At 51.2% G+C, this 14,520-nt stretch carries 10 protein-coding genes; 3 read left to right on the top strand and 7 right to left on the bottom strand.

All coding sequences use genetic code 11. From position 1 onward, the window contains the following. The first annotated feature begins 76 nt into the window (after positions 1-76). Positions 77-2,020, top strand: coding sequence for a hypothetical protein (locus MKQ68_RS11445; RefSeq protein WP_264283408.1), 1,944 nt, complete (start codon positions 77-79; stop codon positions 2,018-2,020). A gap of 103 nt (positions 2,021-2,123) precedes the next feature. Here MKQ68_RS11445 and MKQ68_RS11440 read toward each other — a convergent pair whose 3' ends face one another. Further along, positions 2,124-3,821 (bottom strand): GH39 family glycosyl hydrolase, encoded by a 1,698-nt coding sequence (locus tag MKQ68_RS11440; RefSeq protein WP_264283407.1) that lies wholly within the window; start codon positions 3,819-3,821, stop codon positions 2,124-2,126. A 154-nt stretch (positions 3,822-3,975) separates the two neighbouring features. Here MKQ68_RS11440 and MKQ68_RS11435 point away from each other — a divergent pair, with 154 nt between their 5' ends. Next, positions 3,976-4,659: a DUF6348 family protein gene (locus MKQ68_RS11435; RefSeq protein WP_264283406.1), complete on the top strand. Its 684-nt coding sequence runs from the start codon at positions 3,976-3,978 to the stop codon at positions 4,657-4,659. Positions 4,660-4,685: 26 nt separating this feature from the next. Here the strand turns inward: MKQ68_RS11435 and MKQ68_RS11430 are convergent, their stop codons facing one another. The 4 genes from MKQ68_RS11430 to MKQ68_RS11415 form a co-directional block, all read right to left on the bottom strand. Beyond that, positions 4,686-5,015, bottom strand: a complete 330-nt coding sequence (locus MKQ68_RS11430; protein WP_264283405.1) for a DMT family transporter — start codon at positions 5,013-5,015, stop codon at positions 4,686-4,688. A gap of 73 nt (positions 5,016-5,088) precedes the next feature. Then, the gene (locus MKQ68_RS11425; RefSeq protein WP_264283404.1) at positions 5,089-5,652 is read right to left on the bottom strand and encodes a Crp/Fnr family transcriptional regulator; all 564 of its coding nucleotides are present in this window, start codon (positions 5,650-5,652) and stop codon (positions 5,089-5,091) included. A gap of 35 nt (positions 5,653-5,687) precedes the next feature. Beyond that, complete coding sequence (locus MKQ68_RS11420) at positions 5,688-6,866, bottom strand: metallophosphoesterase (protein WP_264283403.1); 1,179 nt, start codon at positions 6,864-6,866, stop codon at positions 5,688-5,690. Positions 6,867-6,958: 92 nt separating this feature from the next. Next, positions 6,959-7,483, bottom strand: coding sequence for a hypothetical protein (locus MKQ68_RS11415; RefSeq protein ID WP_264283402.1), 525 nt, complete (start codon positions 7,481-7,483; stop codon positions 6,959-6,961). Between the two features lie 388 nt (positions 7,484-7,871). On the opposite strand from MKQ68_RS11415, the gene MKQ68_RS11410 reads away from it, so the two are divergent. Beyond that, positions 7,872-8,954, top strand: a complete 1,083-nt coding sequence (locus MKQ68_RS11410; protein ID WP_264283401.1) for an AI-2E family transporter — start codon at positions 7,872-7,874, stop codon at positions 8,952-8,954. 80 nt (positions 8,955-9,034) lie between these two features. On the opposite strand, the gene MKQ68_RS11405 is transcribed toward MKQ68_RS11410, so the two are convergent. Together MKQ68_RS11405 and MKQ68_RS11400 are read right to left on the bottom strand one after the other, a co-directional pair. Further along, entirely contained in the window at positions 9,035-10,162 is a 1,128-nt protein-coding gene (locus MKQ68_RS11405) for an efflux RND transporter periplasmic adaptor subunit (protein WP_264283400.1), read from the bottom strand. A gap of 1 nt (position 10,163) precedes the next feature. Beyond that, entirely contained in the window at positions 10,164-14,477 is a 4,314-nt protein-coding gene (locus MKQ68_RS11400; RefSeq protein WP_264283399.1) for a CusA/CzcA family heavy metal efflux RND transporter, read from the bottom strand. Positions 14,478-14,520 lie beyond the last annotated feature (43 nt).

The following is a 14,520-nucleotide window of genomic DNA, read 5'->3' as shown; positions in this document are numbered from 1 at the left end:
CCCGTTACAACATGAATAGCATGTAATCCACCCTGTTACTGGAATGGTAATATAATCAACTTTTCAACCTACCAATATGAAACGAATCATCAGCGCAATGTCTCTTAGCCTGTTTTTGCTGCCTGCATGGGCGCAGCCTACCAACGAACGAGGATGGTATCAAAGCAAAGATATTGGGAACGTCGACATTGGCTGGATCAACGTCGTGCAATTTAAAGAACCGGCCAAACCTTTTTCAAAGGACGGTTGGAATTACACGGCCAAACAGCTGGAATTTGGGCGGAATATGGTGCAATGGACCCAGCAAACGTACGTCCCGAAAGGTATGCTCGGGGAAATGAAGTTATCCGTTTATGCCCAGGACGCCTCGGCCCCGATAAACAGCAGTTCGTATAATTACAACGAGGCCGAAAAGAATAACCGGAATGCGCTGCCTAATACCTACGGTTGCTACGCCAAAATGTATATGCATCTGCAAAAGACTGCTACCAAAAAGTTCTGGCCCATCGATGGTATGGCAGATACATACGGCTGGAACATCATGGCAAACAGCATCGAACATATTACTTACCAGGTGGTGGCCCTTTCGTCACCGGATGAATTTTGGTTTACCCAGCCAAAGTATGAGATTGGCATGAAAGGCGAATGGGATAAGGAGTGGCTTACCGCTTACGCCAACTACCGCAACTTTACCAACAGTCCTAACCTGAAAAAGTACGAGCATTACCTGATCCCTTCCAACGCGGTAGATTACACAAAGCAAACGTATTACGCGATCGTGATGACGAAAGATGGCAAACCGCTTCCCTTTGAGCAGGTAACCGTCGGGGAAATGATCGTCCGGCTCGAGAAGCAGCTGCCAATGATGCATAAGATCGCCATCAACAACGGTACACGCCTGGATAACCTGATGGGCAGGGCAGAACAGGGATTACGTGTCATCAAAGAACAGTTTAGCAACCGGAAGAATGAATACGTTTACTTCCACGATCCCTCCCCGCAAATCGATATCGTGGATCTTGCCAATATTGAGCGCGGCAAGGAAGTAAACTGGATATATACCCAGGCCACGGTGACCAGTAAACAAGGTGCTACGGCTACTCACTTCCCGCTACTTCGTTTGAAAAAGGGCGTAAAAGAAGCGCTGACTGCCGCCGGTCCGCAATGGATCGTTTTCAGGCTGGCAAGGGGAATAAACCCTGATGATGCGGGTGAAGTACATATGATGGAGACATTCGTGAACCGGTTCAATTACGATTATGTGTACGATTATTACTTTGGAAAAGATAAAATGGTCACGCCTTACAAACCGCTGAACTTTGCAAGCGCCGACGAAAGTAAAAGCGCCGCAGCCCCTTCTGCGGCTTCAGAAACGGCAAAAAAGATGGCGGCGGATAAGTCTGTTTTGTTCTACGAAGACTTCTCGACCGTTGCTACCGGCGCCTCTCCGGCGAAATGGTACACAGAACGGAGCAGCACTACAGGCGATAAAGTAGTGGTGACTGAGGTAAACGGTGCCAGCGGAAAATGGCTGAAGCTGAAGAAGACTGCCTATCCAACCACCTTCACAGGCCCGGCTGGTGGCGATTTTACCATTAGTTTTGATGTACTGGTGCAAAAAGGCGACGTAGCCTGGGGCACCCCGGGCATGCGGTTCGAGTTCAGCGATGCACCCGACACCGGGAATAAAAACTTCTTTAATATCGACGTGTCGCCTGGCGATATGAATAGAAAAGACGCGGCCGGCTGGGTCATGGTATCGCGGAATATGCCGGATGGCTACGAGACTTGTCCGATCGAAAGCTATTACTCGCTGCCATCGTTCACAGGCAGTAAGCTGGTGAACCAGGTGAATATGGCCATCCGCAAGAAAGGGGAAACTATCACGGTGTTGTGTAACGATCAGAAAGTATTTGAGTGCCCGAAAGGAATGCCGGCAGGATTGGGCCTTAAAGCCATTCGTTTCGTGGTGAATGAAAAGAATGTGTATTACGTCAGTAACATCCTCGTAACGAAATAAAGAAAAAGATACTACTGTTGCTCGGTCTTTTCGCCGGGACGCACCAATCGATTATTGTACTGCCTGGGAAATAGCCGTTACGCCGCCCGCCCCTCTTTCTATTTTACCAGGTGAATTGTAAAAGCGATACCCCCTGTCGCGGTAACATCATCCGCACGGTGGTGGTTCCCTTCGCCACGTGTACCCATTCCGGTGAGCCCAGCATTTGCAGCTGACCGGCTCTTTCCAGCATCGTTACCTGTTCTGGCGTTGGTTGTTGTGGTGATCCTATTTTCTTCCAGGCTTCATAGGCGTTACTGTGATCTGCATCCACCCGATAGTGGTGCAACAGCACTGCGCCTGCAGGCAGGCCTCTGATAGCCACGTTTACCGGTGATGCAGGCACCATTTTATTATCATCGTGGTAGTTCCATACCATTACCGTAGCGCTGTTCTTCGCGATGGCTGCCAGGGCGTTGATGTCCGCCTTGCGCCGCACGCTGCTGTCGCGTACGCGGCGATAATCATATTCCAGTTGACCGCTTACTTTGGCCAGGTCGCCCTCCATTAGCCCGAACATGCGGAATACATTCAGCACGGGTTTATCCACCCCATTGCTGGCCAGGTCGCGGAAGCCGCGGAACCAGGGTTGATCTTCGAACTCAAACGCCCAGGTAACCGCGCCGGCCAGGTTTACGCCATGCGCCGCCACCAGGTCGTACTTGCGGGCGAAAGAGGCCGCCGTGTAGCTGGAGTACATGGTGCCATTGCGGTATGCATTGCTCGGGTAAACATCTTCGGAACAGGCGGCGCATCCCTCCGGATCTGATTCGCCAATGATAATAGGCAGGTGTTTCAGGGTGGGATAGGAGGCTACGATGGCAAATCCACTGTCGATGTCGCGCAGCTGTGTGCCCATGTTCATACGGATCACACTATCAACTAACCTGGGGTAACCTTTCGCATGAAACGTGATCAGGTCGAGCGGTGCGCCCTTCTTGCCGGTAACGGCGTTGGTGCCGTTCACGATATGGTCCAGGAATTTCCGCAGGAATTTGGCCGCCCGGGGCGATTGTGGTCCGGTTACTTCCGGTCCGCCGATCTTTGCGGTGGGTAATGCCCGTTTAACCGCATCGGCCGCATAGTCATACATCTTGATATACTCTTCCACCGTACCTTTCCAGTAATCGATATCCGGCTCGTTCCACAGTTCCCAATACCAGCTTTCCACTTCCTTTTTGCCGTAACGCGCCACGGAATGTTTTACCCATTCGTATACAAGCGCGGCGAATTTTTTGTAATCATTCGGCGGATAAGCCCATCCACCTTCAATGGAAAAATATTTATCGCCGGGCTTCCAGTTATGTTGGTAAGGCTCCGGTTTGGTAGACAATGCCTTTGGCATAAACCCGATCTGCGCGATGGGTTTCATACCCCGTTCTATGTAAGTATCGAATATCTTGTCGATGATCGTCCAGTCGTATACCGGGTTGCCCTTTGCATCTTCCGTATAGGCGTTGGTGGAACCCCATTTTAGGGCCGCTTTGCCGTCGCCGGTCACCAGTAAACTGTGGGCGCGTACGTATACCGGCACCTTGCTCAGTTTCGAAATTTCGGTGAGCAGTTTTTTACCGTCTTTCATGTACGTATAATTCGGCTCATCGTACCCGAACATCGCCCATATAGGACGCATAGGGCCTTTGGTGGTGGATAGGTCTACCTGTATGGCGACAGTGTCCTGCTGGGCGAGGGCGTTGTTGCTCTGCGTGGTTGCACCCAGTAACAGCAGCGCGCCCAGTCTTAAGGTGTTCATCTGATTCATAAAGTGGATCTAATTTATTGGAGTGTAATGACCATCTGCACGTTTAAATATAATACGTTAAGTGTCATTATTACAGTTTATTTTATCAATGGTAAAACCGGGTATTTGTAACATAAGAGCCGATACACTTATCTTTGCCTGATAAACACCATGCATGCTGCCAGATAAATACCTCCTGCAAAGCCTCGCTAAACGCCTGATGGCGCAGGGATACATGATCGATATTTCAGAGACGGCGAATGAGCTGACCGTATCCGGTGCGCTTACGATTGCCACGTCCATTATAGAATCGGCGGACTATCATCCCAACCTGATCCATTTGCTGATTATCACCAAAAACAAGGATTATTTTCCGGAAGGTATCACGGAGAACATCGTAGGTGTGGGTACGACCATCGAAGCGAAGGTGGAAACGGTGCTGGACAATTACCTGGCCACCACCTTCCCGGCTATTGCCGATAGCTTCCTGGATGGTCATGACCCCGAGATCGACTTCAACGACGGTCGCGGTATACTCTGGCACCCGAGGCTAGGTGCCTTATCGTTACAAGGCCAATGGGCCGCAGAACCAGAGGGAGAACCTATCTTCGACCTGCTGAAAAATAAACTGGCGGAAACGATCCCTAACCGGAAGATCAACTGGTTAAAGGTTTACGTGGCGCGGTACCAGGATGATGAGGTGATTGCGGAATGCCTGTTAAACAACAAGGTGTGGGAGGAAGGAACGGTCGCAGTGCGGAAATATGCGGCTAACTTTCCGCAACAGGGCACATTCCTGGGGCAGAAACAGTTCATGGCGTTCCGCCGTTGCGATGTGTTCGATAATAAAGAAAACTAAAGCCGGAAGAATCTCCGGCTTTATGATCAATGCGGCGAAACCGCTTTAAGTCCTATAATAGAGCCGATGAGCGTGGCGATAAATACCAGTCTCAGTACGGTCGCTGGTTCTTTAAACACCAGGATGCCGAGCAGCGCTGTGCCAGCGGCACCGATGCCTGTCCACACCGCATACGCCGTACCCAAAGGCAATGTTTGCGTGGCCTTCATCAGCAGGTACATGCTGGCGACCAGGCAAAATACGAAACCGGCGTACCAGCCGTAGCTTTGCGGCCCAACGGTATCCCGACCTTTGCCTAAACAAAAGGTAAAGCCTACCTCAAATAATCCCCCCAGGATAAGAATGATCCAGTTCATATGTCCTATATTTTACTGGCGCAAAGTTAGGCTGAAAGACAGCAGGTGGATTTTACAAATGTTAAATAATGGATTACCGCAGTTCCGCGCGGATACGGCTGAGACTAACCGCCGAAATGCCCAGGTAAGAGGCGATATACCCAACGGGTACACGCTGCACCAGTGTCGGATTTTCTGCGAGCAGCTCCTCGTAACGTTGTTTGGCCGTTCCGATCTGTAAGTTGATCAGCCGTCGCTCGGTTTTTATGAGTTCCCGCTCGGCGAATTTACGCCCCCAGTTGGCAATGTCGATGTCCGTCTTGTACAACTGCATCAGGTCGGGCGTATGCAACTCGAAGAGAAAACAGTCTTCTATCAGGGTGATATTTTCATAGCCCGGTTGCTGGTCCACATAACTACGCATGCTCAGCAACACATCTCCTTCCTTACCAAACCAGAAGGTAACATCGCGCTCCTGCCGGGTGGCAAAGGCCCTGGCAATACCTTTCTTGATGAAATAGATGCGATCTTCCACCTTGTTGGCCCTTATCAGCAGGGTGCATTTAGGATATTCCGTTTCGCGGATGATGCCTTTGAGCGCCTGCAGGGCGGGCGCTGGCAACCGGTAAACGTTGTTGAGGATCGCATCGAGTATCATGAAAGGCCTTTTCGGGCAAATTTAGCGAATCGCGTTTATCCCCGCTTCAACGTCAGCACCGTAATCTCCGGCCATATGCCGATCCTGCCTTTCAATCCATGAAATCCGAAGCCGCGGTTGACGTAAAGGTATTTGCCGTCGCGGTCGTACAGTCCTGCCCATTGTTTGTACATATATTTAACCGGGCTCCATTTAAAGCCGAACAACTCGATGCCGAACTGCATGCCATGGGTGTGGCCGGCCAGCGTGAGGTGGATGTGCTGATGATGGTCCAGGGTCACTTCATCCCAATGTGAAGGGTCGTGCGACATGAGTATTTTAAATGCTTTATCGGGTACTTGCGCCGTGGCTTGTTGCAGGTCGCCATACTTCTGGAAGCCGCCTTTGCCCCAGTTCTCCACGCCAATGAGCGCCAGGCTCTGGCCCTGTTTGGAGATCGTAACGGCTTCGTTAAGTAATAGTCTGAAGCCTGTTTCCGCATGCACTTCTTTCAGGCGTTCGAGATTAGCTGCCTTGTCGGACTTTTTTTCCCATCGGATGTAGTCGCCATAGTCGTGGTTACCCAGCACAGAATACTTGCCATAGGGCGCCTTTAGCTTCGAAAATGCCGGTATCCACGGATCCATTTCGGAGGCCATGTTGTTGACAAGGTCACCGGTGAAGAGCAGCAGGTCACTGTTTTGTGCATTGGCCAGGTCGAGACCTTTTTGCACACCTGCAGCATCGCTGAAGCTGCCGGAGTGTACGTCCGAAATTTGTGTGATGGTGAAACCGTCAAAAGCCTCGGGCAGGTCCGGGAAATGTAATGTTTCCCGTTTAACCTGGTAAAAGTGCCGGCCGCGCGTCAATCCAAAAAGGATCACCAGGAAGAAGACGGCCGCGAGCGCCATGGCGGCTTCGCTTACATATATATTGCGTGCAGGAAAGCCACGGAAGAGACGTACGATGTCTTCGGCGAGCAGTATCGAAGACGAAAACAGTTTGGGTACGAAACTTAATATCATGGCCGCCATAAGTACGGTCGCAAAGCGTTGTACATGTTTGCCCACCCTAAGCAGCCTGATCATACTGATAAGACCGATGATGAGCAGTATGTCGACCAGCCAGTAACCCAGGTGTGCCAGGGGATGGTGGAAAAGGGTAGCGAAAGCCTGGTAAAAATAAAAATCGCCCACCAGGAAGAGCACCAACGCCAGGAAAAGCCTTCTTGCCATTTCTTAAAATATCTCTTTATATAGGTAGACGAACACCTAAACGGGATATTTTAATCCGGCAAAAATTACTGGTATTGCGGGCCGGTGAGTGCCTACAGGCGGATGGTAAACACGTAGCGGAAGGTAGTCCTGTCCAACGTAAACTCGTGATCGGTTACCTGCATGTCTTTGATCCGGATTACAAATGGTCTGCACGGACTGTCGCCCGCTTCGCGTTTGTTGTTGTAGGATACATTGGTGGCGCCGATGCCCTCGATATCGATTTTGTAGTTCACCGGGCCTTCCACAGCTTCGGAAACCGTGAACACCAGGCAACCTTCCATCGGGTGATTAGCCTGCTTTACGATTACTCCTCTTTTAGCTCCTGCGTCAATCGGCAGCGGTGAAATGGTAACGCCGGCTGTATCGATGTTACGCGTCAGCAACAGGTTTTCGCCCGTTTGTTTGTCCAGGAATTTGAAAGCTACCTGTGTAGGCATCCCTTCATTTAATAAGTCCCTGCAAGGGTCCTTGTCCTCTTTATCGCAGCCGGTAGCCAGACTGATGGCTAATAAGAGGAGCATTGGCAACTGCATAAGTTTCCTGGTACGGGAATGGGCCAACCGTGTTCTTTTCATAACTATTTCGTTGATTTAGTGTGGGTTATTACTCCAGCATGATTTCCTAAGGCGTAAATCTACAAAAAAGCGCGGTTCAGGCAAGTAAAATGCGGTACTCGATTATTTGACGTCGGGCTTCGTCTCCCGGCAACGCATCTTCGTAGAAAATCGGCCTATGCTGGTCGGATTGATTCGTGCGGCGGTTTCGGTGTGGCTAGTTTCGTATCAAATCAAACAGATGAAATCAATTCCTGTAGCCGCCCGCGTCGGCATTTATTTTCTTGTACTGTTATTATCCAGTTGCGTCGCTCTACCTGGAAATTCGGCAAACGGGTTGTTGTATTACTTCTTTTTATCACTGGGGAATCCGGCACAATATTTCTACAGAGGTACCAAACACCTCGTTATGAAACCATTGTCCTTTACCGTCAACCAGGCGCTGCTATTCCCCATATTGGCAACTGTGTTGCTCTACTTCGGCAAACCCTTCCTGGCGCCGCTTGCTTTCGCCATCATGCTGGCTATGCTTACAGCACCAATGTGTCGCTGGCTGGACGGGCATCGTAGTCCGCGCTGGTTATCCTGCCTCGCCTGTGTATTCCTTATCGCCCTGGCAGTAGGTGTTTTGGCAGCTATCATATTCGCCCAGGCAGCGGGTCTGGCAGAAGATACCGAAGCGCTGAAAGAAAAGTGGACCGAGTTTTACAGCGGCCTGCAGGCGCAGGTGGAAGAGCGATGGGGCATCAGCTCTGAGGAGCAAAAGCAGATCATCGATAAGCAGATGGACAAAGGCGGCACGCCTGTGATGGGCATGATCATGAAAGCCGTGGGTGGCATTACGGGCCTGTTCGGACAGTTGGTGATCGTATTAGTTGTTACGTTCCTGTTATTGTTTCATAAAGAAAAATACGAACAGTTTTTCTTGAAATTGTTTACCCGCGAAAAGCGTCCCGGTGTAGCGAAGGTGCTACAGGATATTACCCATGTTTCGCAACAGTACCTCGTCGGCAGGCTGATGTCAATTGTTTTCCTTTTTGTGTTATATGCACCAGCCCTCTTGATCATTGGCGTACGGAACGGGTTATTGCTAGCTGCTATTGCATCCATACTTACGATCGTGCCTTACGTTGGCTCCATCCTGGGAGGGCTATTCCCTGTAGCCATGGCCGCCGTTACCAGCGATAGCATGAGTCCCGCGCTCTGGGCGCTGGCGGCAATTGTCGTGATACAGGCGGTGGACAACTACTTTGTAGAGCCTTACGTGATAGGTGGGGAGGTAAAACTTACGGCGCTTAGTACCATCCTCGCAATACTGGCCGGCGGCCTGGTATGGGGCGTAGCGGGCATGGTATTGTTTATCCCGATGTTAGGTATTGCGCGGATTGTGTTGCTGAAGGTGGATGGCTTACAGCCGTTTGGGGAGGTCATTGGGGATGAGGGGAAGCAGCCGAGTAGTTTCTTTAAGGGGTGGTTTAAGGGGAAAAGCTAGTTCCCGCTTGTATTACCCCTTCCTATTAGACAACACCGTCCTGCAATAACTCACTCATTGCAGGACGATGTATTAAATTATCACTCCCCCGTATTCTTCAACTGCATCAACAACGAATACGCCCCTTCCGTCACAATCCTCCGTCCGGTCAACCCCGCTGCGGGAACGACAGTAACCCCATTATCCGTCTGCCCTTTCTGCACGGCCACCATCCGGTAGGTACGTTCCGCTTCTTCCACAAACACGTAATCTTTACTTTCAAAATTCACGATGGCCACCTCCGGTAGCACGGTTTCCTGATTGTCCTGTAACCGTACTTCAGCATTCATATACATGCCGGGTACAAGGCTTTTATCATACTGCTCGAAATGGCAGTGTACTTCTGCGCTACGGTTCTCGTTTAAAGAGTGGCTGATGAGGATGATCTTCGTGTCGTAACGCTGATCGGGCTTAGCATTGGTGTAAACGCTTACCTGCTGGCCGATCGACAGTTTGTCAAGGTCTTTCTCGTACACGGTCAGGTTTAGGTGAATATCCACCGGGTTCACGAGCTCGAAGATCACGTCGGATGGTGTTACGTATTTGCCGATGTTCACATTCACTTTGTTGATGTACCCTGTGATGGGAGAGTGAATGTTGATGGTGCGGGAAATGTTGTTTTCGGTCAGGCGGTCGGCGTTGATGCCGAGCAGGCTGAGTTTAGCGGCGAGTGCTTTGCTTTCGATGCTGAGGTTGCGATATTCGCTTTCTGCTTGTTGCATCACCTTGTCGCTGGCGGCTTTGCTGCTGTTCAATTCTTTCTGGCGTTCGTATTCCCTGCCTGCGTAATTTAGTTTGTTGCGGGTGGTGAGGTAGTCTTGCTGCAGCTGGATGTATTGCGGGTCTTCCATGACGGCCAGCAGCTGGCCTTTGCGCACATGGGTTCCGGGTAACATGTCGGTGCTTTTCAGGTAACCGCCCAACGGTATGCTGACGGATACGAGGTTTTGCGGGGGCACGTCTACCTGTCCGCTCAGCCGCAATATGCCGCTTATATTCTGCCGGCGTAAAGTGTCGGTTTTTAGATGGATGTTCTTCAACTGCCCGGCGCTCAAAGTCACCACGTCCGCACTGGCCGCTACGGGCGTTTCTGCCACCGGCTCCTGCACCGGGTTGCCGCAGCCAAAGAGGAAAATGCTTGCTATGTAGAATAGATTCCTGCTGTTCATATTATTTCGCTAATAGGTAATTCAGATGATTGATGCTGTTATTCAGGTTGCGCACGGCTTCGAGATAGTCGAGCTGTGTGCTGAGGGATTGCTGGTTGAGTATCGTCCACTCCAGGTAGTTGATTTCGCCGCCTTCCAGTTGTTTGTTTAACGTGGCGGTGATATCCTGTGCGTTGCGTAAGGCCTCGCGTTCGAAGTCGTTCACGATGCTGTTGTACTGCGTTACCTGGCTCCTGGCGGCGATGTACTCAGCTTCCAGGGCCTTTGTGCGGTATTCGGTTTCATTACGGGCTACGCTCAGCGCCGCTTCGGCAGATCGTATCTTCGCCTTCTGCCAGCCGGTGAATATCGGGATGTCAACACCCAATTGAAAGGACTGAAACCGGTCGCCCCGCCCGTAATTAACGCCATCGCGAATGCTCAGGTTATTATAACCTGCACTGAACTCCGGCAAAAGGCGTGAACGCTCAACGCGAACCGCTGCATCAGCCGCTTTTTCTAATTGTTGCTGCCACTTGACGGATGGATGTGCTGCGAGCTGCGTGCTATCCGGCAGGGGCGCTTCCAGTTTAATTGAAGCTGCCTCGGGTTCCCGCAGCTGTTTTGTGTTCAGCAGCAGCATAAATTGCTGGCGCAGCAGGCTCTTCTCCTGTTGCAGACTTTTCAGCAGTACCCTCAGCTGGATGAGTTGATTTTGCGCACTTGCTTTTTCGAGCATGTTACTTTCTCCGGCTTTTAATCGCAGCGCAGCTGTCCGCAGAAAAGCGCTGTAGCTCGAATCCATGCGGGACAAGAGGTTTTCCTTTTCCCGCACCAGGATCAATTCATAAAAAACACCCGTTGTTAACTTGCGTACTTCCGCTTCTTTGATGTCAATTTCCAGCAACGCCGACTTCCATATCTCGCTTAATTGCCTGCTTTGTCGCATGTATACGCCGGGCATGCTAAAGCTTTGCGTCACGGTAAGCCGATCGTCTGTAAACGGACTGTTGAACATCCCGTATTCTGCGCCTACGGTTGTTTTGGGCAGATCAGTACCTGACTTGATCAGCTCCCGCGCTTGCTGGGCGCGCAGTCTGCGGTTTTGTACCAGCAGGTTGTTTGCCACTGCGCTGTCCAACGCATCGTGCATACTGATGCGTTCCTGCGCCATGGATGGCAGGCAGGTGAGGAGGAGCAGGCAGCCAAGGATCACCTGCTTCGGCGCTTTAATGCCCCGTTTTTCGAAGGTCATATAAAGTACAGGCAACACGAATAATGTAAGTAATGTAGCGATCATCAATCCGCCTATTACCACGGTCGCCAGCGGTCGTTGCACAGCGGCTCCCGCACCATTACTGAGGGCCATCGGTAAAAAGCCAAGTGAAGCCACAAATGCGGTCATCAATACGGGACGGAGCCGCGTAATGGTACCTTGTGTCACAATTTTCTTCATATCTGTTTCTCCTGATTTTTTAATACTGTTAAATTCTGCCACGAGCACAATGCCGTTCAATACAGCAATTCCGAAGAGGGCGATGAAACCCACGCCAGCGCTGATGCTGAAAGGCATGCCGCGAAGGGCGAGCAAAAATATCCCGCCAATGGCGGAAAGGGGAATGGCGGTATAAATGAGCAGGCCGTATTTCACCGAATTAAATGCGAAATACAGCAGCAGGAAGATCATGACAAGCGATACTGGTACGGCGACGGATAGTCTTGCTTTCGCTTCATTCAGGTTCTCGAAGGAACCGCCGTAGCTGATGGCGTAACCCGCCGGCAATTTGATGGAGGCCGCTACTTTTTGCTGTAACTCTTTTACGATGCTCTCCACATCGCGGCCGCTTACGTTAAAGCCCACCAATATGCGCCTGCGGGTGTCTTCACGTTGTATCTGGCTGGGACTGTCCACCAGTTCTACTGCAGCCACCTGCTGCAGTGGTATCTGTGTGCCTGCCGGTGTGGGGATCAGCAGGTTTTGTACGTCGCGTATGTCGGTACGCTGCTCGTTCTGCAAGCGCACCACCAGGTCGAAACGTTTCTCGCCCTCAAACACCAACCCGGTGCTTTGTCCGGCAAAAGCGGCGTTCACATTACGGTTGATATCGGATATATTGAGGCCATATTGCGCGAGGGCCGCACGATCGTATTTGATGACGATCTGTTGGGTACCGGTGATCTGTTCCACGTACAGCTCCGTAGCACCCGGAACGGCCTTCACGATGTTGCCGAGTTGTTTGGCGTAAACGCCCAGTGTATCGAAGTCTTCCCCGAATATCTTACACACCACATCCTGCCGCGCACCGGTCATCAACTCATTGAAACGCATCTGCACCGGGAACTGGAAGCTGGTCGTAACGCCCGGTACTTCCGACGCCGCTTCGCTCATCTTGTCCGCCAGCTCGTCGAACGATGTTGCAGATACCCACTCCGATTTCGGTTTCAGGTTGATGATCATATCGCCCATGTCCATTGGCAGCGGCTCTGTCGGCACTTCACTGCTACCGATCTTGGTGACGATATTGATCACCTCCGGGAAGCGTTGCTTCAGGATGCCGGCTACTTTCTGCACGTGTTCGATCGTGGTATTCAGGTTGCTGCCGGATAACACCCGCGTTTCTACGGCAAAGTCGCCTTCTTCAATGGAAGGAATAAACTCGCCGCCCATACGGGTCAATATAAATACCGAAACGGCAAATAGCAGTATAACAGATGCGATGATTGTTTTAGGGATACGCAGCACATGCGCCAGCAACCACTGGTATCGTACCTCTATCCGCGACATGATGCGGTCAGACAGGTTGGCCGTGGTTTTAACCTTGCGGCTCAATACCACAGCACTCATCATCGGGATGTACGTCAACGACAATATAAACGCCCCCAGCAGCGCGAATGCGACGGTCTGCGCCATCGGGCGGAACATCCTGCCCTCAATACCCTGGAGGCTGAAAATGGGCAGGTAAACCATCAGGATGATGATTTGCCCGAATACCGCGCTGTTCATCATTTTAGTGGAAGCGGCTTTCACTTCGCGGTCCATGTCGGGCCGGCTGAGTGCGAGTTGCTTATGGTGGCTTAGCTGATGCATTACCGCCTCAACAATAATCACCGCTCCATCCACGATCAGCCCGAAGTCCAGCGCGCCAAGGCTCATCAGGTTGCCACTCACGCCAAACAGGTTCATCATGATTACCGCAAACAGCATCGACAGCGGAATAACGGAGGCCACGAGCAAGCCCGCGCGCAGGTTGCCGAGGAATATCACCAGCACAAATACCACGATGAGCGCACCTTCCATCAGGTTTGTTTCCACGGTATGAATGGCGTTGGTTACCATGTTCGTTCGGTCGAGGAAGGGCTCTATGACAACACCTTCCGGTAATGTTCGCTGTATGTCGGCAATCTTTTGTTTGATGTTTTCGATCACCACGTTACTATTTGCGCCTTTCAGCATCATTACGATCGCGCCCGACACTTCGCCCTGGCTGTTGTAAGTAAGTGCCCCGTAGCGTGTAGCGGCTCCGATGGTTACATCGGCCACATCGCGGATGAGCAGGGGAGCGCCGTTACTGCTGTTTTTCAGCACGATGTTCTCAATATCTTCCTTGTTACCGATCAATCCTTCACTGCGGATATATAGTACGGTGGCCTGCTTCTCTATATAAGAACCGCCGGTATTCTCATTGTTCGCCTCCAATGCATGAAACACATCGGTGATGGTAACGCCCTGTGATTGTAGTTTACCAGGATGAATGGCCACATGGTACTGTTTCAGCTTGCCGCCAAAACTGCTCACTTCCGCCACGCCCCGTACGCCCAGTAATTGCCTGCGCACGATCCAGTCCTGGATAGTACGCAGCTCCGTAATATCGTAATTGCTTTCGTAGCCTGGTTTGGCCTTTACGACATACTGATAAATTTCGCCGAGCCCGGTGGAAATAGGTCCCATTTCAGGTTTGCCGATGCCGTTGGGGATCGACTCCTGTATGACGGCGAGGCGTTCGGAAACTTGTTGCCGTGCCCAGTAAATGTCCACCGCATCGTCGAATACGAGGGTCACGAGCGATAAACCAAACCTGCTGTAACTGCGTATTTCCGTAATGCCGGAAATGTTGCTGCTGGCCTGTTCTATCGGAAAGGTCACTAGTCGCTCAATATCCGTAGCGCCGTAGGAGGAAGCAACAGTAATGATCTGCACCTGGTTGTTGGTAATATCCGGTACGGCATCGACCGGTAGCTTAAATAATTCGAAAACGCCATAGATGATTAAGGCGATAGTAAATAACGCCACGACGAGTTTATTCCTTACGGAAAACCCGATAATTCGATTCAACATGAAACTTGATTTAAAATCAATCCGGAAATGGTGTAAGGACACA

The organism is Chitinophaga horti (assembly GCF_022867795.2).
GTDB lineage: Bacteria > Bacteroidota > Bacteroidia > Chitinophagales > Chitinophagaceae > Chitinophaga > Chitinophaga horti.
This window is presented reverse-complemented; position numbering and strand designations above follow the sequence as displayed.

Coding starts and splice junctions, on each gene's coding strand:
- MKQ68_RS11410 (WP_264283401.1), top strand. CDS start 7,872: ATGAAACCATTGTCCTTTACCGTCAACCAGGCGCTGCTATTCCCCATA.
- MKQ68_RS11400 (WP_264283399.1), bottom strand. CDS start 14,477: ATGTTGAATCGAATTATCGGGTTTTCCGTAAGGAATAAACTCGTCGTG.
- MKQ68_RS11430 (WP_264283405.1), bottom strand. CDS start 5,015: ATGAACTGGATCATTCTTATCCTGGGGGGATTATTTGAGGTAGGCTTT.
- MKQ68_RS11435 (WP_264283406.1), top strand. CDS start 3,976: ATGCTGCCAGATAAATACCTCCTGCAAAGCCTCGCTAAACGCCTGATG.
- MKQ68_RS11405 (WP_264283400.1), bottom strand. CDS start 10,162: ATGAACAGCAGGAATCTATTCTACATAGCAAGCATTTTCCTCTTTGGC.
- MKQ68_RS11445 (WP_264283408.1), top strand. CDS start 77: ATGAAACGAATCATCAGCGCAATGTCTCTTAGCCTGTTTTTGCTGCCT.
- MKQ68_RS11440 (WP_264283407.1), bottom strand. CDS start 3,821: ATGAATCAGATGAACACCTTAAGACTGGGCGCGCTGCTGTTACTGGGT.
- MKQ68_RS11415 (WP_264283402.1), bottom strand. CDS start 7,483: ATGAAAAGAACACGGTTGGCCCATTCCCGTACCAGGAAACTTATGCAG.
- MKQ68_RS11420 (WP_264283403.1), bottom strand. CDS start 6,866: ATGGCAAGAAGGCTTTTCCTGGCGTTGGTGCTCTTCCTGGTGGGCGAT.
- MKQ68_RS11425 (WP_264283404.1), bottom strand. CDS start 5,652: ATGATACTCGATGCGATCCTCAACAACGTTTACCGGTTGCCAGCGCCC.